The sequence below is a fragment of the Cupriavidus sp. 2KB_3 genome (assembly GCF_052115685.1).
Classification (GTDB): domain Bacteria; phylum Pseudomonadota; class Gammaproteobacteria; order Burkholderiales; family Burkholderiaceae; genus Cupriavidus; species Cupriavidus campinensis.
This window is the reverse complement of sequence record NZ_JBFRHD010000009.1, coordinates 100,962-125,282: the sequence shown is the minus strand read 5'-3', so window position 1 is coordinate 125,282 and position 24,321 is coordinate 100,962. Positions and strand designations below refer to the sequence as shown.

Below are 24,321 nucleotides of genomic sequence, written 5' to 3'. Positions count from 1 at the left end.
TGAAAAATAAAGATCGATTGATCAGTCGTGACGATATATCGCTTGCCGACTACCGTCAGGCCAGCAGCGTCACCCCCGGCGGCATGGGCATCTCGGTCAGCGTATCGGTCAGCAGGGCCAGCAGACGTTGCGCGCTGGGCGCCAGCGAGCGCAGCGGCCGGGTGATGACACAAAGCTCGCGTGACAGGCGCGGGCCGTGCAGTTCGCGGAACACGAGTTCCGGAAACTCGTTGCGCTGGTACGCCAGCGCCGGCAGCACCGAGTAGTAGTTGCCGCGCGCAAGCATGGCGAAGAGGTAGGTGGTGCTTTCCACCTCATCGTGCTCGCCTTGCAGCATGGACCAGTGGGCCGCGTGCGTGCGCAGGAAGTGGCCGATGCCAGTGTCCGCGCTGAAGCCGATATAGCCGCCCGTGGGCAGGTCGGTCCAGTCGATCGGGCGATCAAGGGTGGCCAGTGGCGAATCACGGTGGCAGACCGCGCCATAGCAGTCGCCTACCAGCGGGGTGTAGTCGAGTTCCTCCGCACCGCGATACTTGCTGTCGATGGCGAAGTCGACTTCCCCCTCCAGTACCAGGCGCTCGGTCTGCTGCGCGGCGGGGTTGCGCAGGGAGACGGTGATGCCCGGATACGCGTCGCGAAAGCGCGGCAGCGCCGGCACCAGGAACTGGCTGATGGCGGACGACGCCGCGCCGATGCGGATATGACCACGCTCGCCCTGGGCCAGCGCCACGAGGTCCGAGACGGCACCGTCGATACCGTTGACGAGCCGTTCCGCCTCGGGCCGGAAGCGCTCCGCATGGCCGGTCAGCGTCACCCGGCGGGTGGTGCGGTCGAACAGCCGGAGGCCCAGCACCTCCTCCAATTGCTGGATCGTCGCGGTCAGTGCGGACTGGGTGATGTGCAGCCGCAACGCCGCTGCGGTGAACGAGCCGGTCTCGGCCACGGCCAGGAAACAGCGGAACTGCTTGAGGGTGACGTTGTGACGCATCAGGCGGGGGCGGGGCGGCGATTTATCAGAATTTGGTAATAGTGGGCGCAAAAAAGTCGATTGTCCACGGTAATGGCCCTCTCTAGACTGTGTTCGCAACCACGGGGCTGCATACGTGGCCAAGCAAAACCCTACCCCCTCTGCCCAGGATCCCCCCATGAAGAACCTGTTTGGTCGCGCCGCAGTCCTGCTTGCCTGTTTGCCCACGCTGGCCCTTGCCGGCCCGGAAGACTCCTACCCCGACAAGGCGGTCCGCATCGTCGTGCCGTTCGCGGCCGGGGGCTCCACCGACGTGGTGGCGCGCATCCTCGCCGAGAAGCTGCAGGAGCAGTTCAAGCAGCCGTTCGTAGTGGACAACCGCGCCGGCGCCAGCGGCAATATCGGTGCCGAGCTGGTGGCCAAGTCTCCCGCTGACGGCTACACGCTGCTGATGGGGGCCACGGGCATCCTGTCGATCAACGACCACCTGTACGGCAAGCTCAACTACAACGCGGCCAAGGACTTCGTGCCCGTGAGCTACGCCACGCAGAACGCCAACATCCTGGTGGTGTCGCCGGGCATGCCGGCCACCAACGTGGCGGACCTCGTGCAACTGGCCAAGACGCGCCCCGGCGCGCTGAGCTTCGCGTCGTCCGGCCCCGGCAGCTCCACGCACCTGTCCGGCGAACTGTTCAAGTCGATGACCGGCGTGAGCATGCTGCACGTGCCCTACAAGGGCAGTTCGGCAGCGCTGACCGATCTGCTCGGCGGCAATGTCACGATGCTGTTCGACAACGCGCCGTCGTCCATCGGCTTCGTGCAGCAAGGCAAGCTCAAGGCGCTGGCCGTGACCAGCCGCAAGCGCCTGCCTGGCCTGCCCAATGTACCCACGCTCGACGAGGCAGGCGTCAAGGGCTACGAATCGCTCTCGTGGAGTGGGGTGGTGGCGCCGGCCGCCACGCCGCGCGCGATCGTGCTCAAGCTCAACCGTGCGATCGATGCGATCCTGAAGTCCGATGACGTCAAGGCAAAGCTCCTGAATCTGGGCGTGGAACCGGTCGGCGGCTCGCCCGAGGACTTCGGGCGCCTGATCCAGGCCGAGCACGACAAGTGGGGCAAGGTCATCAGTAGCGCCCAGATCAAGCTCAACTGAGCCACGCCCTGATAGTCATGATGTCTCTCCAGCCGGCCGCCACGCGTGGCCAGACCCTTGCCGAGAAGTTGCTGTCGGGCGCCGCGGGCGAAGCGGTGTATGCCGACGACCTGGCGATCTGCGCGCCCCATGGTGCCATGGGCACGGATGGGTCGATCCCGATGGCGCTCGACTACTTCCGCGACATGCAGCCCGAGGGTAACCTGCCGCCGCCAGCCTTCCCGGAGCGGCTGGTATTCGCGCTGGACCATTACGGTGCCCCGTCGGGCGAGCAGGCGCTGCGGCTGCAGGACCGGGCGCGCAGTTACGCCCGGGCGCACGGCCTGTGCGTGTTCGAGGTGGGCGAGGGCATCGGCCATCAACTGATGCTCGAACGCGGCCGTGTGCTGCCGGGCCAGCTGGTGGTCGGTGCCGATTCCCATGCCGTCAGCTATGGCGCGCTTAACGCGTTTGGCACGGGCATTGGCTCGTCCGATCTCGCCGGCATCCTCCAGTGCGGCCAACTCTGGCTGAAGGTGCCCGGCACGCTGCGCATCTGGCTGACGGGCGCGCTGCCGGCCTACGCCTCGGCGAAGGATGTCGCCCTGACCATGGCCCGGCAGCTGGGCGTGGGCGGGGCCAACTATCTGGCGTTGGAGTTCGCCGGCCCCGGCGTGGCGGCGCTAGATATGGACGACCGCATCGTGCTCGCCAACATGTCTGTGGAAATGGGCGCCAAGGCCGGACTGTTTCCATTCGACGCATGCACGGCGGATTGGCTTTCGGCCAACGCGTCCGTCGGCCCCGACCGCTACATGCCGGTCTCGGCCGACGCCGATGCCAGCTATGTCGACACCCTGAGCTTCGACCTGTCGGCGGTTGCACCGCAGGTGGCGCTGCCGCATCGCGTGGACAACGTGGTCGATCTGGCCGACGCCGGCGACACCAGGATCGACATCGTCTACCTGGGTACCTGTACCGGTGGCCGCGTGAAGGACTACCGCGAGGCGCTGGCGGTGCTGCGCGCACGCGGCGGCGTGGCGCCCGGCGTGCGGCTGATCGTCACGCCGGCTTCCGAACCGGTGCGGGCCGAGATGGAGCGCAACGGCATGCTGGCCGAGTTCGTGGCCCTCGGCGCCGAGTTGCAGCCGCCCGGGTGCGGCAGTTGCTGCGGCACCTGCGGCAGCATTCCCGGCGACGGCCAACGCGTGATCTCGACCGCCAACCGCAATTTCAAGGGGCGCATGGGCAATCGCCATGCGCAGATCTTCCTCGCCTCGCCGCTTGCGTGCGCCACCGCCGCAGCGAGTGGCCATCTGGCGGACCCCCGAGACTCCGTCGTCACGTCATGAATTCGCCGTTACCCGCAGCCGATTCCCGTTCCCTTGTCATCAAAGGCCGCGCCCGCCGTCTGGGGGACGATATCAACACCGACTACATCATCGCCTCCAGCCGCAAGAAGCACAGTGTCGATCCGCACATGCTGCGGCACTTCCTGCTGGAAGACCTCGACCCGGAATTCGCGGGCAGCGTCCGCGATGGCGACATCCTCGTCGCCGGGCACAACTTCGGCTGTGGCTCGGCCATGGAGGTGGCCGTCACCGTGGTGCTGGCTGCCGGCATTCGCGTGGTCGTGGCGAAGAGCTTTGCCCGCACCTACTGGCGCAATGCCGTGAACAACGGCCTGCTGCTGATTACCGCCAATACCGGTACCGGTACCGACACCGACGCCGTGCCCGAAGGCGCGCCGCTGTCGCTGCGGCTTGCCGGCGCGCAGGCGACGTTGCACGTCGGCGCCGATGCCGCGCACGTGATCGTGTGCGAGCCGGTGCCCGATGTGGTCCTGACCATCCGCGAAGCTGGCGGGCTGGTGCCGTATCTGCGGCAGCACCGCCAGTTCCTCAAGCCGTCCCGGCCTGTAACTGCCATCACTTCTCAACCGCTCTGATCATGCCTCTCATTGCTGAACGCCTGAACCGCATCAAGCCGTCGCCCAGTTCCATGGCGGGCCAGCGCGCCCGGGAGTTGCGCGCCGCTGGCCGCGACATCATCGGACTGACTTCCGGCGAGCCGGACTTCGATACCCCGCAGAACGTCTGCGAGGCCGCCACGCGCGCCATGTCGGCGTCGCAGACCAAGTACACCGATGTCGGCGGCACGCCGGAGTTGCGCGCGGCCATTGCCGACAAGTTCCGCCGCGACAACAGGCTCGACTACGCGCCCAACGAGCTGATCGTCGGCACGGGTGGCAAGCAGATCATCTTCAACGCCTTCATGTGCACCGTGCAGGCCGGCGATGAAGTCATCGTGCCGGCGCCGTACTGGGTCTCCTATCCGGACATCGTGCTGCTGGCCGAAGGCAAGCCGGTCTTCGTCAACTGCCTGCCCGAGAACGCGTTCAAGCTTACGCCCGCCCAGCTTGAGGCGGCCATCACGCCGCGCACGCGCTGGCTGGTGCTGAATGCGCCGAACAACCCGAGCGGCGCCACCTATTCCTACGCGGAGCTGAAAGGCCTGGCCGAGGTGCTGCTGCGGCATCCGCACGTCTGGGTGATGACGGACGATATCTACGAGCACATCCTCTACGATGGCCGCGAGTTCGCGACGATTGCGCAGGTGGAGCCGGCGCTCAAGGAACGCACGCTGACCATCAACGGCGTATCGAAGGCCTATGCCATGACCGGGTGGCGCATTGGCTACGGCGGCGCGCCGGCGGCGCTGGTCAAGACGATGGTCAAGCTGCAGTCGCAAAGCACGTCGAATCCGTCATCGATCAGCCAGGCGGCAGCGCTGGAAGCACTGACCGGGCCGCAGGACTTCATCGCCGAACGCAGCCGGGTGTTCCAGTCGCGCCGGGACGCCGTGGTGAGCGCGCTGAACACCATGCCGGGCATCACCTGCCATGCGCCCGAAGGCGCGTTCTACGTGTTTCCCTCGTGCGCGGCTTTGCTGGGCAAGACCACGCCCGATGGCAAGCGGATCGAGACCGACGAGGATTTCGTGATGTACCTGCTCGATGCCCAGAATCTCGCGGTGTTGCAGGGCGGCGCCTATGGCGTGTCGCCGTTCTTCCGCATCTCGTTCGCCACGTCGATGCAGCGGCTCGAAGCCGGCCTGGCGCGCCTGCGCACGGCCTGCGAGCAACTGCGCTGAATCACCGCTGACAAGGGAGTCCTGACATGACCGATACCACCCAACCGGTGCAGTGGCCGGCCGGCTATCGCATCAACCCGCGCGCCGAAGGGCCTGCGAAAGCCATTGTCGACGCGTTCCGCGAGATGCCCGTGGCGGCGATTGGCGATGCCATGAGCCGCAACGTCGGCACGTACGGCTTGCGGCAGTATCACGCGCGGCTGGAAACCGTGCTCTGCGGGCCAGCCGTGACCGTGCGCGTCCGGCCCGGTGACAACCTGATGATCCACAAGGCGCTGATGATGGTGCAGCCCGGCGACGTGCTTGTCATCGACGGCGGCGCCGACGTCACGCAGGCCCTCGTCGGTGGGCTGATGCGCACCACCTGTGTGGCCAAGCGGCTCGGCGGGCTGGTGATCGACGGGGCGATCCGCGACCTGCTGGAGTGGGCCGAGGACGGCATGCCGATTTTTGCGAGGGGGCATACCCATCGCGGCCCGAGCAAGGATGGTCCCGGCGAGATCAACGTGCCGGTCTCGTGCGCCGGCATGGCCGTCCTGCCCGGCGACCTGATTGTCGGCGATGCCGATGGGGTGATTGCGGTGCCGGTGGCCGAAGCTGCCGATGTCCTGCGCCGCACGCGCCTGCACCTGGAGCGCGAGGCCAGGATTCGCGAAACGAACCGGCTGGGCACGGCGGACCCGGAACGGTTCGACGCGGTGCTGCGCGAGAAGGGCCTGCCGATCTGACCGGCCCCCGGCTGCGGCCCCGGCTGCGCGCAGCGCTCAGCCGAACACCACCATCGGCGTGCCCGGATGCACCGGGGAGTCGATGACGGTGGCGTCCATGCCGTACACCGTGGCCAGATGGGCTGGCGACAGCACGTCCGCCGGTGCGCCCAGTGCAACGGTGCGGCCATCGGCCAGCAACAGCAGGCGGTCGCACCAGCGCGCGGCGAGGTTGACGTCGTGGAGCACGACCAGCACCGCAAGGCCATCGGTGCGGCTCAGCGTTCGCACGGCCTGGAGCAGCAGCAACTGGTGGCGCGGGTCCAGGCTCGACGTGGGTTCGTCGAGGAACAGCACCCGGTACTCGTCAGCCGCCCGGCAGGCCAGCACCTGCACCAGCGTTCGGGCGAACTGCACGCGCTGCTGTTCGCCGCCGGACAGGCTCTGGTAGGCGCGCGGCCCCAGCGCGCGCACGTCCGCAATCTCCAGCGCGCGGTCGATCAGCGTGGCGAGCGCGCGCGGCGCGAGTTCAGGGAACGGGTAGGCACCCATCGCCACCACGTCACGCGCGGGCAGGTCGAAGCCGAGCCCCGGCGATTGCGGCAGCACGGCGCGGCAACGCGCAAGCGACGCCACCGACCACGCCCTCATCTCCCGGCCATTGAGGAGCAGACCCGGCTCGGGGCTCAGTTCGCCGGCCAGCGTGCCGAGCAGCGTGCTCTTGCCGGCGCCGTTGGCGCCCAGCACGCCGAGCACTTCCCCGGCAGGCAGGTCGATATCGATGGCATCCAGCACGCGGCGGCGGCCACGGCTGCATTGCAGGTTGCGTGCAGTCAGCATGTCAGGCGCTCCGGCGCGTCAGCATCCATAACAGGAAGGGGCCGCCCACAAGGCTCGTGACGATGCCGATCGGCAGTTCGGCGGGAATCACCACCGTCCGCGCCAGCCAGTCGGCCAGCGTGAGGGCGATCGCGCCGCCGGCCAGCGTATTCGGCAGCAGCCAGCGGTGATCGGCGCCCAACGGCAGGCGGATCAGGTGCGGCACCACCAGCCCGACGAAGGTGATGGTGCCGGTCACGGCGACGAGGGGGCCCACCAGCAGGGCGGTCAGCACAATCAGGCGCCGGCGCAGGCGCGCGAGGTCGAAGCCGAGGTGCTGCGCCTCGCGCTCGCCCAGCAGCAGCGCGTTCATCGCGCGCCAGTCACGCAGCATCAGCGCGCAGATCACCACCACCAGCGGTACCAGCCAGGCCAGCATGCTCCACGTGGCGCCGGCCAGACTGCCCATGTTCCAGAAGGTGAGGTTGCGCAGCTGCACATCGCTGGCCTGATAGGTGAAGAAGCCGACGATGCTGGCGCAGATGGCGTTGATGGCCACGCCCGCCAGCAGCAGGCTGGCCACGCCGGGCCGCAGCGTGCCCAGGCGATAGGCCAGCGCGGTGGCGATCAGGCTGCCGCCGAAAGCGGCCGGCGCGATGCCGAACAGCCCTTCCGCCCCCAGCACGATGGCCGCCACCGCACCGGCGGCGCCGCCCAGCGAAATGCCGATCAGGCCCGGCTCCGCCAGCGGGTTGCGGAACAGCGCCTGCATCACGGCGCCGGAGAGCGCCAGCGCGGCGCCCGCGGTGACCGCCAGGACAATGCGGGGCAGCCGCACCTCGATCAGCACATTGCGCCAGATGAGGTCGTCGCCGTCGGTGGCGCCGGACCACAGCAGCGGCAGCAGCCTGCCGTGCGGGATCGACAGCGCGCCGCTGGCGGACGCCCATAGCGCGGAGACCACCAGCACGGCGCAGAGGGCCGTGAACACGGCCAGTGGTGGGCGCGGCATCAGCGTGTGGCGGCCACCGGGCGGGCCGCGAAGCCGGCCTGCAACTGGCGCAGCGCGTCCGGCAGGCGCGGACCGAAGCCGAGCAGCAGCAGGTCATCCATGACGATCACGCGTTTCTGCCGCGCGGCCGGCGTGGCGTTCAGGCCGGGCTGCGCCAGGAACTTGTCCACGCCGCCGCTGGCACTGACGGACATCGTCGTGGTGACGATGACATCGGGTTTGAGGGCGGCGGCCGCCTCGGCCGAGAAGGGTTTGTAGCCGGTCTGGCCGGCCAGCACGTTGGTCGCGCCGGCCAGCGCCAGCATCGCGTCGGCGGCGGTGTCCTCGCCGGCGGCCTGCATCTTGCCGGTATGGCTGCTCACCATCAGCACGCGCAGACGCTGTGCCGGCGGCTTGATCTCGCGCAGTTCGGCATGCAGCCGATCGACCAGGGCGGTGCCGCGGGCCTGCATGTCCAGCGCGGCGGCCACGCCGAGGATGCGCTGGTCCAGCGCCGCCAGCGTGGGCGCGGAGGGCAGCACCACCACCTTGCTGCCCAGGCGCTGCAATTGCTCGAAGGCCTGCGTCGGGCCGCTCTGGTCCGACGCCAGCACGAGGTTCGGCTTCAGGCTGGCAACGCCTTCCACCGAGAACGTGCGGTAGTAGCCCACCTTGGGCAGCTTGAGCGCCTCGGGCGGGTAGATGCTCGACGAATCGGCGCCGACCATGGTGCCGCCGGCGTCGAGCGCATAGACAATCTCGGTAATGGCGCCGCCCAGCCCGACCACGCGGGCCGGCGGCGCCGCGTGGGTCATGCCGGCTGCGCACAGCAGCGAAAGCAGCGCCTGGCGCAGCAAAGTCATGATGAAAGCTCCTTCCTGAAAAGACGGCTTACGCCGCCAGCGCCGTCGGGCACAAGGACTGCAGCAGGGCGCGCCACGCCGGCAGCTCCGGCTTGCCGGGCTTGCGCTCGCCGAAGAACTGGACGATCAGCTCGCCCGCTGCGCCATACAGCTCGAGCGACGTGACCCAGCCATCGACCGTAGGCTTGTTGACCACCCAGCTTGACGTCACCGCCGTGGTGTTCAGGTGCAGGTTGAACGCCGGGTCCAGCACGTTGAACCACGGGCCGGTCCGGACCAGCCGCTGCACCGGCCCGGTGTGGATCTGCACGATGCCGCGATTGGCGACAAAGCACATGATCGACAGCCCCGTCTCCGCCGCCCGCTGCAGCACCGTTTCCACCGCGCCGTCAGCCACCTGCTGCGCCAGGTCCTGGCCGGCGTTACGCAGCGCGCCGATGCGCGAGACCTGGTGCTGGCGCAGCATGCTGAAGAAGTCGTGCGTGTCCTTCAGGCCGCGCCAGTCGGTGCGCAGCGCTTCGGGGTCAGCGGGCTGGGCGGCCTCGGTGGACGCCGCAAACGGCGCCACTACCACCGGCGTCGCCGCCGGCAGGGCATGCCGGTCGATGTACGCCTGCCAGGCCGCCGCGTCGGTCTGGGCGGTGCGGTAGACCTTGTGCACCGCCTCGCCGGCCTTGTCGAAGAACTGGATGCTGTCCCGGCCGCTCTCGGTCACTGCGTAGAAGTACTGCCACGCGCTGAAGAACATGCGCAGGTCGATGTCCGGCCCGAGCACGATGCCGACCGGGCCATCATCGGCCTGGATGTTCTCGTAGTGGCCATGCCGCTCGTGCACGGCGGCGTCGTTGCGGGACAGCGCCATGACCGACCCGAGGGTGCCGAGGTCGCGGAACAGCGCCTGCGCGGCGCCGCCCAGCTGGCGCGAGGTCACGCCGCAGCCGGCGGCCACCAGCTCGGCCTCGGTCGCGCCAAGGCGGCTGGCGCGTTCGCGGATGCGCAGGTCGGGGGTGGCTGCCACCAGCGCGTCGTGGCGCTGGCGCAGGGCTTCAAGACTATCGTGTGCCATAGGGTTCGGGTTCTTTGGGGGTCGGGTATCAGGGCTGCACGTCGAAATTGATGGTCCACGTCTGCGCGCTGCTGTTGACGTTCGGATCCGCGTACTGGATCTTGGTCAGGTGGAAGCGGGCGTAGGTGGAACCCTCGCCACCGCGCAGCATGACGGCGCCTTGCGGATTGGCGGCGATCAGGTGCGCCACCGCGGGCAGGCCATTCGCGGCCGACGCGGCAGCGGTCGGGAAGTACGAGAACCACCCGTAGTTCAGCGCGTTCGGGTAGGTGCCGGTGTACTTCGGGTTCAGGGCCGAAGCGTTGGCGTCCTTGATCCACTGGTTGGCGGCTGTGGGCAGCGTCAGGTCCGGGGCGGTCAGGTCGGCCAGCGTGGCCGTGAGGTTCGACGCATCGGTGAACTTCGACGCAACCGGCGCACCGGTGCCGTCATAGAAGCCCGCCGGCGTCTTGCCCAGGAAGCCCGCCACGGTGCCGCTGCCGGACTGGCCGCCATTCAGCTTCACGTTATAGCGGTTGAACGCGATATGCCACGTGCCGCTGGCCGTGCTGATGGCACCCGCCGCCAGGTCGTAGTAGACCCAGTCCGTCGAGGCATTGACCTGGGCCGTGCGCACCACGCCCGGCGCGCTGCGGTCGATCCAGCGGAACGACGGATAGCCCGATGTGGTGCCGCCCGAGCCGCCGTAGTAGCCGGTGACCTGCAGCGCGAAGACCGGCGCTCCCACGGTGCCCGTGGTGTCGGCGCTGGCGCTGTTGCTGGTGATGATGAAGGTGCGATAGGTGGGGTAGAGCAGGTGGTCGGTGGCGCTGGCCACGCCGTACTCGAAGGCCGCCGAGCTGATCGCGTTGCTGTTCGCGAACACGCCGGCAGCGGCGTCTTTCAGGAACACGGCGGCGGGCAGCGTGCCGTTGACCGGGTCGATGGTGGCGTTCTTCCAGGTGGACAGGTCAGCCCAGGTGTTGGCCAGGGGGCTGCCGAACACGCCACCGCCGCCGGTGCCGCTGGTGCCGCTATTGCTCCAGAGCGTGCCGGTGAGCCCGCTGCTGGTGACCTTCAGGTCCCAGCCGGTGCCGGTGCAGCCGGCCACTTCGGCCTTGGTGTTGAAGTCGTAGCACAGCGACGTGCCGGCGGCCGGCAGCGTGAACGTCCATTCGGCCGTCTGCGTGAAGCTCGACGTGGACGGTGTGGTGGTCGGCGGCGTAACCGTGCCACCGCCGCTGGTGGGGGGCGTGGTGGCAGTGCCGTCGTCGCCACCGCCGCCGCAGGCGGCCAGCGTCGTGGCCAGCGCGACGAGACTGAGCGCGCCCAGCGCGCGGCGAGTGATGGGTTGGGTGTGTTTCATGGTGGTTCGCTCCCCTGGTTGCTGGTTGGAATCAGCGGGCGACGTCGACGTTGAATCGCGCGCCCAGATAGACAAAGCGCCCCGCCACGGGCCCGAAATCACTGGCATTTGAAAAATCGCGCTGGCGGCCGAACAGGTTGTTCACGCCGGCGAAGACGGTGGCATTGCGGCCGATGCGCTGGTTGACGACCAGATCGAGCGTGCCCCAGCCCGGCGAGCGCGCACCGGTGGTGGAATCCGCCACTTCGCTGCTCTGGAAGCGCGCCCGCGCGGTGATCTCCGTGGAGGGCAGCACGCGCCAGTCCGCGCCGAGGCGGCCCATATGGCGCGGACGGCGGGTCAGCGGCGCGCCGGTGTCGAGGTCTTCCGCGTCGGTGAAGGTGTAGGCCGCGGTCAGGCCCAGCGCCCCGGTGGCGCGCCAGCGCAGTGAGGTTTCCGCGCCCTGCGTGCGCGCCCGCGCCACGTTGCGGTAGGTGTAGGTGGCAATGCCATTGACCACGGTGAAGTTGGCCATGTCGGTCTGGATCAGGTCCGAGACGCGGTTGTAGAACAGGTTGGCATCCACCGTCACACGGTCGCGCCAGCTCAGCTGGCCGCCGAGCTGGAAGCTGTGCGACGACTCGGGCTTCAGGTCCGGGTTGCCCAGCACCATGTAGCCGAGCGAGCTGTGGTCGAACAGGTAGTGCCGCTCCTTGAGGTTCGGCACGCGATAGCCCTGGCCATAGTTGGCGCGCAGCACGCCCTTCCAGTTCTCGGTGGCGAGCAGGTTGCCGCGCACGCCCACCTTGGGGGCGAAATGGCTGCCGAAGTCAGAATCCTGCTGGCCGCGCAGGCCGACGACCATCTCCCAGGTCTCGCTGAACAGGATGTCGTTCTGGAAGTAGAGCTCGCCGGCGCGGCGCTCGGCATTCCCGGTCAGCTCGGAGGCGCCGTTGACGGTCTGGTCCAGCCGCTCGCGGTGGAAGTCGGCGCCGAACTGCCAGAGTTGCGAATACCAGGCTGGCAGGTCGAACTGCGTCGACACATGGTCGGTGCGCTGCGAACTGTTGCGCGTGGCGGTCTGGAAGCTGTTGGAGAACTCGCGCGTGGTGGTGTCGTAGGTCTCGGCCACGCCCGCCAGCCGGGCCCGCACGCCGTTGTCGAAGCGCCATTGCCCGCCATAGGTATAGCGGTTGCGGTCGATGTCCTCGGTCTTGCGCTGCGGCACGTAGTTGGGCGGGGCGTAGTACTGGTAGCGCTGCTCGTCGGTCTCCCGATAGGCGCTGGCGTCGAACCAGAAGCTGCCGGCCTGCGTGGGCAGCCACTCCAGCCGGCCCGCGTACTGCTGGCGGCGCACGGCGTCGCCATGGCGGGTCCAGCCATCGGGATCCACTGCGAAGCCCTTGTTGTCCAGGGCATCGGCGGAGAGCCGGCCACGGAACTGCCCGGTGCCGCCTTCCACGCGCACATTGCCGTGCAACAGGCCGGGCGAGCCATCGGCGTTCTGGCCGCCGTAGCTGCCGCCATCGGCCGTCACCGCGCCCGAAAAGCCCTTGCGGATGGGGCGCGTGATGACATTGATCACGCCGCCCATGGCCGAACTGCCGTATTGCGCTGAACTCGCGCCCTTGACCACTTCCACGCGGTCCACCTCGGTCAGCAGGTATTGGGAGACATCCACCGTGGAGCCAGTGCTGGCCGTGATCGGCAGGCCGTCGATCAGCACCAGCACCTGGTCGCTGGTCATGCCCTGCAGCGTCACCTCGTAGCCCGATTTGCCGTGGATTTCCCGCAGTTGCAGGCCGGGCACGTTCTCCAGCGCGTCTTTCAGCGTGCGTGCATGCGTGCGCTCGATTTCCTGCCGATCCACCACCTCGGTACGGATGGGCGTCTCGTCGATCGGCTTCTCCGAACGGGTTCCGGTGACCACCACAGCTGGCAATTCCTGGTCATCGGCCGCCAGGGCAGGGGCCGTCGGCCACATGGAAAGCAGGGAGCTGGTAACGAGCGCAATGCGTGTGAGGCGCATGGGTTGGGGGCGTCAATGCAAAAGGAAGTACGAATGATAATGATTCGTATTAATTTGTACAAGAAGATACGTTTGGAAACGTTTAGATACATTTAAGGGTATTCAGGCTGGGTGGAGATGGAGAGCGGCAGTGGGCAGTGTGCGGCGGCGGCGCGGGCTGGCGCAGGACTGCGCCGCCCAGGATCGGGATTCGTCAGGGCTGCCCGCGCGGCACCACCGGCGCAGCCGGCGGCGCGGGGGCTGGCCGCTGGGGATACACCGAGGTGCCGAATCCGTTCCCCATGCGGTGGCTGGTGGCTGCGTGGTTATAGAGCCCCAGCTGGTTCGATGGCCGCTGCACGATGGATTCGGACGACATTGCCGTCTCCCCCTTGGCGGCCGGGCCGCCGCGCGCAGGCTTCAGCTTCTCGGTCAGGCAGTCGTACGAGGGCGCGCGTTCCCCGTTCACCTCCACCTGCACGCACGGCGCCGCCCAGGCCGACGTCATGGGCGCCGCGCTTCCCGCCACGATGGCGGCCATCGCGCCCAGCCAGTTCCGCATTCCCATGTCGATCCCTCCGTTCGTTTCGGCGTTCCGGCGTTCCCGCGTTCCGGCGCTCTGCCTCGCCCGAGTATAGCCAGCCGTGCCGCATGGCCGCGCAGCATTTTTTTCTCGATGAAGCTTTTGTGACAAACGACAGTCGGCGGCCGTGCCGGCCGTCTAGGCAACCGAGCGCAACGCTGACATGAAGGCTTTCCATCATGTCTCCCGCTGCCGAATGCATCCGCATCACGGGCCTTGGTCGAGGCCGCGGGCGCGCCACGGCACCGAATCGAACAAGAGCAATTGAGTCAACAATGCATGACGTGAAGAAGAACGGCCCGCCTTCGAGCTGGAGTGCGGTGTGGCTGGCGGTCATTGGACTGGGAACCCCGGGTCTGGCAGGCGCGCAGCAGGCCGCAGTGGCTACGGCGGCTACCGCGGCCACGGCGGAAACGGCGCGGCGTGTCAACGTCAACGAGTACATCGTGCGCGGCAATACCGTGCTCGACGTCCGCTCGATCGAGCGGGCAGTCCGGCCGTTCCTGGGCCCGGACCGCACCATGCAGGACATCGAGGGCGCGCGCGACGCCCTCACGGCGGCCTATCAGGCCAAGGGCTACCAGTCGGTCTATGTCGAGCTGCCCGAGCAGCAGGTCAGCGGCGGCATCGTGTTCCTGCAGGTCAGCGAGACACGCGTGGGCCGCGTGCGCGTGGTGGGCGCCGAGTACAACTCGCCGCGCGAGGTGCGCGAGCAGGTGCCGGCGCTGAAGGAAGGCGCGGTGCCCGACTTCACGCAGGTGCAGGCGGAGCTGACCGCCGTGAATCGCGGCGCGAAGCGCCAGGTGGCGCCGCTGGTCCGGCAGGGCAGCCTGCCCGGCACGATGGATGTCGACCTGAAGGTGGACGACAGCAGCCCGTGGCGCGCCAGCGTCGGCCTGAACAACGACTACAGCCCCGATACCGAGGCCCTGCGCGCCACCGCCTCGCTGGGGCACGACAACCTCTGGCAGCTGGGCCACAGCGCCTCGCTGAGCTTCTTCGGCGCGCCGCAGGACATGAACCAGACCAAGGTGTTCTCTGGCTCCTACGTGGCGCCGTTCCGGGGCACGAACTGGAGCGTGGAAGCCTCGGGCTACAAGTCGGACAGCAATGTCGCCACCGTGGGAGGCACCAGCGTGCTCGGCAAGGGCCACTCGGTCGGGGTCAAGGGCACCTACACCGTGCCGGACACCGGCGCGTGGTGGCATGCGCTGAGCCTTGGCGTGGACTTCAAGGACAACCAGGAAACCACCCGCCTCGGCGCCGCGAGCGACAGCGTGCCGCTCAAGTACGCGCCCATCACGCTCTCCTATGCGGGCTTTACACAGAGCGAGCGCGGCCAGTACGGCCTGAACATCGCGCTGGTATCCGGCACGCGCAGCTTCCTCGGCTACGGCAGCAACTGGGAACAGTTCGACTACAAGCGCTACAAGGCGTCGCCGAGCTTCACCGTGCTCAAGGCCGACACCACCGGCAGCTACAGCTTCCCCGGCAACACCCAGCTCGCCTGGCGGGTGGCGGGACAAATCACCGATTCCCCGCTGGTGTCGAGCGAGCAGATCGCGGCCGGCGGCATGAATTCGGTGCGCGGCTATCTCTCGGCCGAAGCCACCGGCGACTACGGCGTGGTCGGCTCGCTCGAACTGCGCGCGCCGCCGCTGCCGTTTTTCCCCACCGTGGTCGAGGACTGGCGCGTGTACGCCTTTGTCGATGGCGGCCAGCTGCGGCTGCGCGAACCGCTGCCCGAGCAGGAGAGCACCTTCTCGCTGGCCTCGGTGGGCCTGGGCACCAGCTTCCGCCTGGGCCAGCAGGTCACGGGCCGCCTGGACCTGGGCTTCCCGCTCAAGGCTGGCCCCCGCACGGAACGCTTCGACCCACGCCTGAATTTCAGCGTCACCGCGAGCTACTGAGCGCGGGCGCCCCTCATATATCTACGGAGAACCCTTGTCATGCGACGCATCGTTTTGCTTCTGCTCGCGCTAGCGAGCACCCTGCTGCCGGGCCTGGCGCACGCCTGGTGGCAGCCCGACTGGGCCTATCGCAAGCCGGTCACGATCGATGCCGGCCCGCAGGGCGGCGCCATTGGCGGCGATGCCGGCCGCACGCCGGTACTGCTGCGTCTGCATACCGGCAACTTCAGCTTCGAGGGCGTCAGCGAGAGCGGTGCCGACCTGCGCTTCGTCGCCGGTGACGACAAGACCGTGCTGAACCACCAGATCGAACAGTTCGACCCATTGCTGGGCATCGCGCTGGTCTGGGTGGATGTGCCGGCCGTCTCGGCGGGCAGCCCGCAGCAGATCTGGATGTACTACGGCAACCCCAAGGCGCCCGCCTCGGGCAACGGCCAGCGCAGCTTCGATCCCGACTACACGCTGGTCTATCACTTCGCCGAGGCCAACGTGCCGGCGCGGGATTCCACCGCCTACGGCAACAACAGCCAGAGCGCCGTGGTGACCAAGGACGGCACCATCATCGGGCGCGGCGCCCAGCTTGGCACCGCGCCGCTGATGCTGCCCGCCTCGCCGTCGCTGGCGTTGCAGGCCGGCGCGGCGTTCACGTTCTCGGCGTGGGTGCGCCCAGACCAGCTCGGCGCACAGCAGGTGATCTATGCCCGCCGCGATGGCGCCAGCGAACTGGTGATCGGCATCGACCAGGGCGTGCCGTTCGTGCAGGTCAACGGCCAGCGCAGCCGCCCGGGCCAGCCGGTGCAGGCCGGGCAGTGGTCGCACCTTGCGGTCAATGCGGATGGCAAGGCGGTCACGCTTTATGTGGGCGGCCGCGCGGCCGCGACGCTGCCGCTGGCACTGCCGGCCCTGAACACGCCCGCCGCCATCGGCGCGCCGCAGGCAGGCACCGCCGAGGCCGGCGGCACGCCGTTCGCCGGCGCCATCGACGAACTGCGCCTGTCGAAGATCGCGCGCCCCGCACCGCTGCTGCTGGCTGACGCCGTCTCACAAGGCGCCGAATCGCGCCTGACGGCATTCGGTCCCGATGAACAGCAGGCCGGCAAGAGCCACTTCGGCTTCATCCTCGCGGCCATGCCGCTGGACGCCTGGATCGTGGTGGCGCTGCTGGGCCTGATGATGGCCGCCTCGTGGGCCATCATGATCACCAAGGGCCGCAGCTACGGCGCCAACGCGCGCGCCAACGCCACCTTCATGGCGCATTTCCGCGATACCTCCGCGGCCTCGCTGGACCACCTCGCCAAGACTGGCCGCGTGCCGGCGGAGGTGAAGGCGCACTCGTCGCTGTGGCGCCTGTACGAGGTGGCTACCGAGGAACTGCACCGCCGCCACCAGATGGGCTACGACCTCAACGCGGTGTCGGATGCCACCATCAGCGCGATCCGCGCGGCGATGGACGGCGTGATGGTGCGCGAGAACGAGCGCATGGCGCAACGCATGAACTGGCTCTCCACCACCATCGAGGGCGCCCCCTACGTGGGCCTGTTCGGCACGGTCATCGGCATCATGCTGGTGTTCGTGGTGGCAGCCATGGCCGGCGCCGTGGACATCAATTCGGTGGCACCGGGCATGGCCGCCGCGCTGCTGTGTACCGCCGCCGGTCTCGGCGTCGCCATCCCGGCGCTGTTCGGCTACAACTGGCTGGCCTCGCGCTCGGACGCCATCGGCGCCGACATGGCGGTGTTCGTGGACGAGTTCGCCACGCGCCTGGCCGAAGAGCAGGGCGAGGGCCGCCGCGTGCCCGCCGCGCTGCACAGCGCCTGACGGGGTACCGAAACCATGGCACACGCAGCCAAGTTCGGCACCAGGAAGCGCACCGGCGGCATCAATATCACGCCGTTCGTGGATGTGCTGCTGGTGGTGCTGGTGATCTTCATCCTCACCAGCAACGCCAGCATCCCCGGCATCAAGGTGGACCTGCCGAAGGCCAGCGCCTCGGTGGCACTGGAGAAGCCCAAGACCAAGGCCATCACCATCGACAACGCCGGCCAGGTGTTCCTGGACGCCTACCCGGTGTCGCTGCCGGAACTGGAGGAGCGCCTGCGCACCGAGAAGGCGCTGACGCCGGATTTCCCGGTGATCGTGCGCGGCGATGCCGCGGTGCAGTACGCGAAGGTGGTGGAGGTGCTCGACCTGCTGCGGCGGATCGAACTCAACCAGATTGGCCTCGTCACCGGCAAGCCGGCGTAAGGGAGACAGCGTGAACCGTCGCGATCCCCCGCCTGATATCCGCGCGCGCTTTGCGGTGCTGTGGCGCCGCTGGGGCGGGCACCTGATTGGCGCGCTGGCGTTCGTGCTGCTCGCGGCCGTGGTCTGGCACCTGTTGTCCGGCACGGCCAGCACCAGGCGCGAGGTAGCCGCCACGCCCACGCTGGTGCTGCCACCGCCGCCGCCGCCGCCCCCCGAGCCCGAGAAGCTGCCCGAGCCGGAACCGGAGAAAGTCAAGCCGGAGGTGCGCGAGCCCGAGCCCAAGCCGCAGGAGCCGCTCGATCCCCCCAAGGACGACAGCCCGCCCAGTCCCTCGAAGGATCTGGGCGACCCGGTCACCATCGACGGCGCCGCGCAGGCCGGCACCGATGCGTTCGGCATCGGCGCGGGACGCGGCGGCGGCATGACCGGCGGCGGGGGCGGGCTCGGCAGCCGTTCCTATGCGTCGTGGCTGTCCAACGCGCTGCAACAGGCGTTCGCGCGTGACGCGCGCACCCGCCAGCTGGCCTTCGACGATATCCGCATCGATCTCTGGCTCGATGCGGACGGCACCGTCACGCGCGTGCAGCTCACGCAAGGCACCGGCAACGCGAGGACCGACGAAGCGGTGCTCGCCATGGTGCGCGAATTCCGTGCCGACGAACGCCCCCCGGCCACGTTGCGCTCGCCGCTGCGCATGTCGATCAAGGGGCGCCGGCCATGACGATGCCGCGTGCTCCCCATTCCCAACACATCATGCAGAACACACCGATGAATCCCTCCGCCATCCACCCGCGCACCCGGTGCACCCCGCACATCATGCGCGCTCCACGCACCCGGCGCCGCGCGCAGGCGCTTGCCCTGGCCGTCGCGCTGCTGGCCGCGGGTGGCGGCGCCCGCGCCCAGACCGCCGCCGCGCCGGGAGACAGCACCATGGTCAAGCTGATCCGTGGCCTGATCGAGAGCGGCGCGCTGCGCAAGGACGCCGGCGAGGCCCTGCTGGCGCAGGCCCAGACCGAGGCAATGGCCGCGCAGCAGACCCAGCGGCAGCTGGCGACCATGCAGGCGTCCAGTGGCACGGGTGCCGGTGCCGCTGCGGCCACGGGCGTTGCCGCCGGGGCCGTGACCGCCGCCGCGCTGCAGCCGGGCGACGTGCGCGTGCCGTACATCCCGGAAACCGTGCGGGACGAGATCCGCGACGAGGTGAAGGTGCAGGTGATGGCCCAGGCCAAGGCCGAAGGCTGGGCCGCGCCCAACGAGATGCCGGAGTGGACACAGCGCATCCATGTCGAGGGCGATGTGCGCCTGCGCAACGAATCGCGCTTCTATTCCGCCAACAACAGCAATATCGAGATCGACTGGGCCGCCATCAACTCGGGCAGCGGCTTCGACGTCAACCCGAACACCAACCTGGCGCTGCCGCCGCTGCTCAACACGCGCCAGAACCGCACGCTCCAGTGGAAGGCCCGTGCGCGGCTCGGGGTGTTGGCCGATGTGTCCGAGAGCGTGAAGGCCGGCGTGCGCCTGGCCACCGGCAACGACAACAGCCCGGTCTCCACCAACCAGACGCTCGGTGGCGGGCTGGCCAAGAAGGACGTCTGGCTCGACCAGGGCTGGCTGTCGTACCAGCCGTTCGAGTGGGTCAAGATCACCGGCGGCCGCTTCGGCAACCCGTTCGTGTCGTCGGACACGCTGTTCTCGAACGACCTGAACTTCGACGGCATCGCCGCGCAGTTCGACAAGGCGCTGCCCAACCGCGATGTCTCGCTGTTCGGCTCGCTCGGCCTGATCCCGCTCGAATACTCGTCGGACGGCTTCCCGGGCAACAGCCAGGACAAGATGGGTAGCGAGAACAAGTGGCTGCTGGGCGCGCAGTTCGGCGCCAGCTGGAAGGTGAACGACGACAACCGCCTGCGTGGCGCGCTGGCCTACTACGACTTCCACAACGTCAGCGGCCGGGTTTCCGACCCGTGCGCGCTCTACGCGGGCGCCACCAGCTGCAGCACCGACTGGAGCCGCCCGGCCTTCATGCAGAAGGGCAACACGCTGATGCTGTTGCGCAATATCGCGCTCAACCCGCTCGACCCGGCCAATACGCCGCAGCCGCAGTACGTGGGCCTGGCCTCCCAGTTCCAGCTGCTCGACGTCAACCTGCGCTGGGACACCAAGGTGGCCGGCAAGTACATGCTGCGGCTGGACGGCAACTACATCCGCAACCTGGCCTACGACGCGGACGAGATGTTCGCCCGCGCCAACGGCGGCATCGTCAACAACTTTGGCGCCAGCGGCGGCACCACCCGTGCGGACTTCAAGAGCGGCGGCAACGCCTACATGTTCCAGGCCACGTTCGGCAAGCCCACGCCCACGGCGCGCGGCGACTGGAACGTGCTGGCCGGCTACAAGCGCATCGAGCCGGACGCCATGCCGGACGGCTACAACGACTCCACCTTCCACATGGGCGGCACCAATGCGCGCGGCTACTACCTGGGCGGCTCCTACGCTTTCGACAAGAACGCCTGGGTGACCGGGCGCTGGATCTCGACCAAGGAAGTGTTCGGGCCGCCGCTGTCGATCGACACGCTGCAGCTTGAAGTCAACGCCCGTTTCTAAGGAGGACACCGTGTCCCATCCGTTCCTCCCCGGCATTGCCCTGGCCGCCGCGCTGCTGGTGGCCGGCGCCGCCGCCGACGCCGCCCACGCCCAGCAGGCCCCGGCCGGCCAGAGCATGGAAGAGCGCCTGCGCAACCAGCTCCGCAACACCACCGCGCAGCTCCAGCAGGCCCAGAACGAACTGGCGGTGCTCAAGGCCGGCGCCGGCAGCCAGCCCGCCGCCAAGGCCGGCGCGGCATCGGCCGATGTCGAGGCCCTGAAAAAGGAGCTGGAGGCTGCGCGCGCGCAACTGGCCAGCGAGCGCCAGTCGCGCGAGGCGCTGCGCCAGAGCCAGCAGCAGGGCCAGGCGCTGGTGGAAAAGGCCGGCGCGCAGATCGCCCAGTATCGCGGGGCGTACGACGAACTGCTCAGGATGGCGCGCGGACTGGACGCCGAGCGCCAGCGCCTGGCCGCCGAAACCACCGCGCAGAAGACCGCGCTGACCCAGTGCGAAGCCAAGAACGCGCAGCTGTACGCGGTGGGCCAGGAGGTGCTGCAGGCCTACGAGACCGTCGACCTCGGCACGGTGCTGAGCGCGCGCCAGCCCTTCGCCGCGCAGAGCCGCGTGCGCTACGAGCAGATTGCGCAGCAGTTTGGCGACAAGCTCTACGAAGGGCAGTTCTCCGCCGCAGCGGCAGCGCAGGCCGCTCCGGCGGCTCCATCGGCCCAGTCAGCGAGCCAGCCGGACGCCGCGCCGCAAAAGACGCACTAACCCCTCTTCCACGTATTTCGGATCTAAAGACAAGCCCATGCCCACCATTGCCACCATCGCCACCCCGTTCGACACCGTCGCGCAAACCACCGAACAACCCACGCTCCTGCAGGCCGTAACGCCCGATCAGGTAGCGGACGCCATCAAGGCGGCCGGCTGCGCCGTCTCCGTCATCGAGCAGGAGGGCGTGCCGCGCCTGCACAGCGCCAGCCACGGCGTCGGCTTCCAGGTGCTGTGGGGCAATGCCGCCGCGCCGGGCGAGTATGTGGATTTCACGCTGAGCTGCCCGCTGCGCGTGCAGGGCGGCACGCTGCCCGAGGGCGTGGTGGCCGAGTGGCACCGCAGCCGGCGCTTTGCGCGTGTGGCCCAGCATGGCGAGTTCGTGGTGCTGGAGATGGATGTGATGGTCTCCGGCGGCGTTGCGCCAGCCTATGTCGGCGTGGCGATGCAGCTGTGGGTGCAGATGATGGGGCAGTTCTTCCTGCATCTGCGCAACTTCCAGGCCGCCGGGACGGAAGTGGCGGGGCCGGCCGCTGATGAAGTCACCGACGCCGTTGCCGGCTGAAACTTGCCACGCCCCTCTCCCGGAGGGGGGCTGGCAGTGCACCGCCTTGCAGTCACGGTTACGTCACACAGGAGTCCTACGATGCGGACCGGCTCAAGGCGCCCGCATGCAGCGCCGTCGGGCATTCCTCAACGGACGACTCATCTTGGATCGTGATGGCAAGGCTGGTCGCATCGCCCAGTGCGCGCGCGCTGGTGGGTTACCTGACGCTGCTCGTGCTCTGCATGGCCTGCCAGAAGCTCCGTGCCCAGCAGGCCACGCCGGACGGCATGGCCGAGATCGCCTTCGACCTGCCGGCCCAGCCCTTGAAACAGGCGCTGGCGCAGTACGACAGGCTGACCAGCCTGTCCGTCTTCTTCCCCTCCGAACTCGCGGAGGGCCGCAGTTCGGCGCCGGTTCACGGGCGCTATCGTCCCGAGGACGCGCTGCGCAGGCTGGTGGAGGGCACCGGGCTGGCCGTGCAGGCCGCCGCGTCCGATGCCTTCGTGCTGGTCCCCGTACCACGCCCGCCCGATGCGCCCGCGCCAGACGCCACCGCCAGCCGGCAGCGCCAGATCGACGGCGCGGTGCAGGCGCGCATCTACCGGGCGCTGTGCGCGCGGCCGTCCCTGGCGTTCGGGGAGTACCGCCTGGCGCTGCGGGTGCGCATCGACGCTTCCGGCCACGTGCGCCAGGTACGGCTGCTGGACACCACCGGCGACAAGGCGCGCGATGCGGCCATCGTCGAAACCCTTGAACAGGTCGATGTGGGCCTGTCACCAACCGATCCGTCGCGGCCCTTCGTGCTGCTGGTCCATCCCGTGCACTGCGACGCGCGGGCGGCGCAGGCCGGCGCGTGCCGCCCCGCGTGCGAACGGCAGGCGGGCTGAGCCATGAGCGATTCCACCCGCGCCACCCTGCGCGATCTCCTCGCCCTGCGCTATGAAGACCTCAAGCGCCGCCTGACGTGGCGGCTCGGGTCGTCCGAGCTGGCCAGCGACGCGCTGCACGATACCTGGGTCCATCTGGAAGACCGCAGCGAGGAAAGCGGCCCGGTCAAGAGCCCGGCCGCCTATCTGATGCGGATGGCGACCAACCTCGCGCTGGACCGGCTCCAGCGCGACCGCCGCTATATGAGCGCCGAGGAGATGGACACGCTGATGCTCGACATCGCCGATCCCGCCCCGGGGCCGGCGCAGACCGTGGCCGCGCGCGACGAGGTGGAGGCGCTGGCGCGGCTGATCGACAGCATGCCGCCCCGGCGGCGGGCGATCTTCCTCGCGGTACGCGTGGAGGAGCGTTCCAACCAGGAGGTGGCGGTGCGCTTCGGCGTGTCCACCCGGCTGGTCGGCCTGGAACTGAAGCGCGCCCATGAGTACTGCATGGCGCACATGCCGAAGCATGAGTGAAAAAATCGTGCCGATCCGCGTCCGCCCAACCGTCTTGTCTGTAAGCCTGCTTGCCGGGCGCTACCCGAGGATGGCTCGTCTGACGCCATGATCCCAACCATGAATGCTCCGTTCCCCCCGCCGCGCGAACTGGACCCCGTCGAGCGGCAGGCGCTCGCCTGGGTGCGCCGTGTTGCAGCGGGCGAGATCACGCATGCCGACGGCGCGGCGCTGCGCCAGTGGTGCCAGGCCAACCCTGCCCACGCGGCCGCCTTTGCCGCCGCGCGCGCCCGCTGGGCCCAGCTTGGCGAGGCCGCCGCGATGGTCAAGGCGCGCAACCCCGCCGTCATGCATGCCACGCTGCCGGCGGTGCGGCGTCCGTCCAGCTGGCAGCGGCGCGCGTTCCTCGGCGGCGCGCTGGGCGCCACCGCAGCCACGGCGGTAGCGGCCGTGGTCCACCCGCCGCTGGGCCTGTGGCCCGCCGCCAACGAATGGCGTGCCGACTACCGCACCGCCACGGGCGAGCAGCGGCGGCTGGCGCTGGGCGGGGCGGTCGATGTCGAACTCAATACGCGCACCAGCATCGCGGTGTGGCCCGGCGCCGGCGGCACGCGCGGCATCGACCTGATCGCGGGGGAAGCTGCCATCGACCTGACCCACGCCGAGACGCCCTTCGTGGTGGCGGCCGGCGCCGGTCGCACGCAGGCGCTCCAGCGCCGGGCCGCGCGCTTCGAGGTCCGGCATTTGGGCGGCGCGGTGTGCGTGACCTGTATCGACGGCCAGGTCCAGGTGGCCCATGCCAGCGGCACCGCGCAACTGTCAGCCGGCCAGCAACTGCGCTACGACGACCACGCGCTGGGCCGCGCCGAGCAGCTCGATGCGGCGCGCATGCCCGGCTGGCGCGCGGGCTACCTGCGCTTCACCGATGCGCCGCTGGGCGAGGTGCTCGACGAGATCAACCGCTATCGCACCGGCAAGGTGGTGCTGCTGGACCGGCAACTGGCCGCGAAGCCGGTCACCGGCCGCTTTCAGATCCATGCGCTCGACAAGGCCATCGTCCAGATGCAGCGCTCGTTCGGCCTGCATGCGCGCACGCTGCCGGGCGGTGTAGTGCTGCTGAGCTAGGCGCCGCTGGTCCGGGTTTTCCCGGTTCGCTGTCACGAAATCTTCAAGGAAAAGCTTGCCGATTGCCTTCGGCCCAACGGTCTAGGTCCCAGGAGCATCGACGGCGCCTGCCGTCGGTGGACATGACGACAGGGCCGCC

23 protein-coding genes are annotated in these 24,321 nt (G+C 68.9%); 15 read left to right on the top strand and 8 right to left on the bottom strand.

The genetic code is table 11. From position 1 onward, the window contains the following. Positions 1-55: 55 nt before the first annotated feature. On the bottom strand, positions 56-988 hold the full coding sequence (locus AB4120_RS11950; RefSeq protein WP_149138886.1) for a LysR family transcriptional regulator: 933 nt from the start codon (positions 986-988) through the stop codon (positions 56-58). 157 nt (positions 989-1,145) lie between these two features. Here AB4120_RS11950 and AB4120_RS11945 point away from each other — a divergent pair, with 157 nt between their 5' ends. From AB4120_RS11945 to AB4120_RS11925, 5 genes are read left to right on the top strand one after another with little or no spacing between them, the layout of a single operon-like run. Then, on the top strand, positions 1,146-2,120 hold the full coding sequence (locus AB4120_RS11945) for a Bug family tripartite tricarboxylate transporter substrate binding protein (protein ID WP_149138887.1): 975 nt from the start codon (positions 1,146-1,148) through the stop codon (positions 2,118-2,120). 17 nt (positions 2,121-2,137) lie between these two features. Then, complete coding sequence (locus AB4120_RS11940; RefSeq protein ID WP_262389761.1) at positions 2,138-3,451, top strand: 3-isopropylmalate dehydratase large subunit; 1,314 nt, start codon at positions 2,138-2,140, stop codon at positions 3,449-3,451. After that, positions 3,448-4,047 (top strand): LeuD/DmdB family oxidoreductase small subunit, encoded by a 600-nt coding sequence (locus tag AB4120_RS11935; RefSeq protein WP_441642285.1) that lies wholly within the window; start codon positions 3,448-3,450, stop codon positions 4,045-4,047. Before AB4120_RS11940 ends, AB4120_RS11935 begins: the two co-directional genes overlap by 4 nt. Before the next feature lie 2 nt (positions 4,048-4,049). Continuing rightward, on the top strand, positions 4,050-5,252 hold the full coding sequence (locus AB4120_RS11930; RefSeq protein ID WP_149138889.1) for a pyridoxal phosphate-dependent aminotransferase: 1,203 nt from the start codon (positions 4,050-4,052) through the stop codon (positions 5,250-5,252). Positions 5,253-5,278: 26 nt separating this feature from the next. Beyond that, the gene (locus AB4120_RS11925; RefSeq protein WP_149138890.1) at positions 5,279-5,980 is read left to right on the top strand and encodes an RraA family protein; all 702 of its coding nucleotides are present in this window, start codon (positions 5,279-5,281) and stop codon (positions 5,978-5,980) included. A gap of 36 nt (positions 5,981-6,016) precedes the next feature. On the opposite strand, the gene AB4120_RS11920 is transcribed toward AB4120_RS11925, so the two are convergent. From AB4120_RS11920 to AB4120_RS11890, 7 genes are all read right to left on the bottom strand, one after another. Beyond that, entirely contained in the window at positions 6,017-6,799 is a 783-nt protein-coding gene (locus AB4120_RS11920; protein ID WP_149138891.1) for a heme ABC transporter ATP-binding protein, read from the bottom strand. A 1-nt stretch (position 6,800) separates the two neighbouring features. After that, positions 6,801-7,790, bottom strand: a complete 990-nt coding sequence (locus AB4120_RS11915) for a FecCD family ABC transporter permease (protein WP_441642284.1) — start codon at positions 7,788-7,790, stop codon at positions 6,801-6,803. Next, positions 7,790-8,632, bottom strand: coding sequence for a heme/hemin ABC transporter substrate-binding protein (locus AB4120_RS11910; protein ID WP_149138892.1), 843 nt, complete (start codon positions 8,630-8,632; stop codon positions 7,790-7,792). The genes AB4120_RS11915 and AB4120_RS11910 overlap by 1 nt, the downstream gene beginning before the upstream one ends. Positions 8,633-8,660: 28 nt before the next feature. After that, positions 8,661-9,698, bottom strand: coding sequence for a hemin-degrading factor (locus AB4120_RS11905; protein ID WP_441642283.1), 1,038 nt, complete (start codon positions 9,696-9,698; stop codon positions 8,661-8,663). Between the two features lie 28 nt (positions 9,699-9,726). Continuing rightward, positions 9,727-11,043: an HmuY family protein gene (locus AB4120_RS11900; protein WP_441642282.1), complete on the bottom strand. Its 1,317-nt coding sequence runs from the start codon at positions 11,041-11,043 to the stop codon at positions 9,727-9,729. Positions 11,044-11,074: 31 nt separating this feature from the next. Further along, on the bottom strand, positions 11,075-12,955 hold the full coding sequence (locus AB4120_RS11895; RefSeq protein ID WP_441642281.1) for a TonB-dependent receptor plug domain-containing protein: 1,881 nt from the start codon (positions 12,953-12,955) through the stop codon (positions 11,075-11,077). A 289-nt stretch (positions 12,956-13,244) separates the two neighbouring features. Beyond that, positions 13,245-13,598, bottom strand: coding sequence for a hypothetical protein (locus AB4120_RS11890; RefSeq protein WP_441642280.1), 354 nt, complete (start codon positions 13,596-13,598; stop codon positions 13,245-13,247). A 290-nt stretch (positions 13,599-13,888) separates the two neighbouring features. Between AB4120_RS11890 and AB4120_RS11885 the strand changes: the two genes are divergently transcribed. The 10 genes from AB4120_RS11885 to AB4120_RS11840 all read left to right on the top strand — a co-directional run bounded on the left by AB4120_RS11885 (position 13,889) and on the right by AB4120_RS11840 (position 24,182). Beyond that, on the top strand, positions 13,889-15,523 hold the full coding sequence (locus tag AB4120_RS11885; protein WP_149138893.1) for a ShlB/FhaC/HecB family hemolysin secretion/activation protein: 1,635 nt from the start codon (positions 13,889-13,891) through the stop codon (positions 15,521-15,523). A gap of 39 nt (positions 15,524-15,562) precedes the next feature. Further along, positions 15,563-17,341: a DUF2341 domain-containing protein gene (locus AB4120_RS11880; RefSeq protein ID WP_149138894.1), complete on the top strand. Its 1,779-nt coding sequence runs from the start codon at positions 15,563-15,565 to the stop codon at positions 17,339-17,341. A 15-nt stretch (positions 17,342-17,356) separates the two neighbouring features. Beyond that, complete coding sequence (locus AB4120_RS11875; protein ID WP_149138895.1) at positions 17,357-17,767, top strand: ExbD/TolR family protein; 411 nt, start codon at positions 17,357-17,359, stop codon at positions 17,765-17,767. 10 nt (positions 17,768-17,777) lie between these two features. Further along, on the top strand, positions 17,778-18,488 hold the full coding sequence (locus tag AB4120_RS11870) for an energy transducer TonB family protein (protein ID WP_441642279.1): 711 nt from the start codon (positions 17,778-17,780) through the stop codon (positions 18,486-18,488). Between the two features lie 95 nt (positions 18,489-18,583). Continuing rightward, positions 18,584-20,374 (top strand): putative porin, encoded by a 1,791-nt coding sequence (locus tag AB4120_RS11865; protein WP_149139392.1) that lies wholly within the window; start codon positions 18,584-18,586, stop codon positions 20,372-20,374. 10 nt (positions 20,375-20,384) lie between these two features. Next, a complete protein-coding gene (locus AB4120_RS11860) occupies positions 20,385-21,125 on the top strand; it encodes a hypothetical protein (protein WP_149138896.1) in 741 nt (246 codons plus the stop codon). A gap of 37 nt (positions 21,126-21,162) precedes the next feature. After that, positions 21,163-21,690, top strand: a complete 528-nt coding sequence (locus AB4120_RS11855) for a YbjN domain-containing protein (RefSeq protein ID WP_149138897.1) — start codon at positions 21,163-21,165, stop codon at positions 21,688-21,690. A gap of 155 nt (positions 21,691-21,845) precedes the next feature. Next, positions 21,846-22,559: an STN domain-containing protein gene (locus tag AB4120_RS11850; protein ID WP_149138898.1), complete on the top strand. Its 714-nt coding sequence runs from the start codon at positions 21,846-21,848 to the stop codon at positions 22,557-22,559. A gap of 3 nt (positions 22,560-22,562) precedes the next feature. Continuing rightward, positions 22,563-23,078: an RNA polymerase sigma factor gene (locus tag AB4120_RS11845; protein WP_149138899.1), complete on the top strand. Its 516-nt coding sequence runs from the start codon at positions 22,563-22,565 to the stop codon at positions 23,076-23,078. 99 nt (positions 23,079-23,177) lie between these two features. Continuing rightward, positions 23,178-24,182 (top strand): FecR family protein, encoded by a 1,005-nt coding sequence (locus AB4120_RS11840; RefSeq protein WP_187645228.1) that lies wholly within the window; start codon positions 23,178-23,180, stop codon positions 24,180-24,182. Positions 24,183-24,321 lie beyond the last annotated feature (139 nt).